Here is a 1,002-nt window from a genome sequence, read left to right as displayed (position 1 = left end):
ACCATTTTGTATTTGGCTAGCCGTTTTTGGTACTCTGCACAGGCGTACTGCGAGCCACGATCGGAGTGATGTAACAAGCCTGGCATAGGCTTCTGCCGCTTGTAGGCCATGTCCAAGGCATCCAGCACTAACTCTTGTGTCATGCGGGCTCCCGTAGACCAACCAACGATTTTACGGGAAAACAAGTCCATAACGCTAGCTAAATACAACCAGCCTTCGCGAGTGCGAATGTAGGTAATATCCGTCACCCAGACCTTGTTAGGTGCGAGAACCTTAAACTGGCGATTTAGCGTGTTCTCGTGCACAGGCATGGAGTGTTTGGAATTGGTGGTAGCTTTGTACTTTCGCGCCATGCAAGATTTTAGTTTCATCTCTTTCATTAGACGGGCGACTGTTTTGGAAGATATCGTCATGCCTTCTTCATGCAGCACAGCTGTAATTCTAGGGCTGCCATAGCGTTTTTTAGAGCGAAAGAAAATATCCCGTATACGCTTCTTGAGCTGCTTTCTCTGCTTGTCGCGAGGGCTTGGCTTCCGTTTTAACCACTTGTAAAATCCGCTTCTAGATACTTGCATGACAGTGCACAACTTCTCGACCCGGTACTGGAAGCGGTGTTTACGAATAAACGGATAGATCAGCGCGGGTCCTTTGTGAAGAAGTGCATCGCCTTTTTTAAGATTTCATTTTCCTCTTGGAGTTCACGTGTTAATTGTTCCAATTTCTTTAGTCGTTCATGGTCCACAAATACTTGATGCTGTGGTACTGCCGCACCTGAACCGTACTGTTTGATCCAGCGGCTTAAGGTACTTTTAGGAATATTTAGCTCGCGCGCAATGTCAATGGGTCTCTTGCCGCTCGATTCCATGTGTTCAATCGTTTTACGTTTAAACTCTTCATCATAACTTTCGCGGATATCTCCCATGCCCACACCTCTAACCTTTATTGTTGTATTTATTATAAAGGTTGTTCCTTAGTGTGTGTATACAGAAAAGTCTACCATCA

2 protein-coding genes are annotated in these 1,002 nt (G+C 45.5%); both read right to left on the bottom strand.

Annotated features, from left to right (window positions below):
- Positions 1 to 623: IS3 family transposase (locus AC3WRW_RS32995; protein WP_492550438.1), on the bottom strand; the 623-nt coding region annotated here is incomplete at its 3' end.
- Positions 624 to 634: 11 nt separating this feature from the next.
- Positions 635 to 922, bottom strand: a complete 288-nt coding sequence (locus AC3WRW_RS32990; RefSeq protein ID WP_492550437.1) for a transposase — start codon at positions 920 to 922, stop codon at positions 635 to 637.
- Between the last annotated feature and the right edge of the window lie 80 nt (positions 923 to 1,002).

Source organism: Paenibacillus sp. FW126-R14, from assembly GCF_058789495.1.
This window is presented reverse-complemented; position numbering and strand designations above follow the sequence as displayed.

Bases quoted from the DNA above. Each gene is read 5' to 3' on its own strand.
- AC3WRW_RS32990 (WP_492550437.1), bottom strand. From the start codon at position 922: ATGGGAGATATCCGCGAAAGTTATGATGAAGAGTTTAAACGTAAAACG.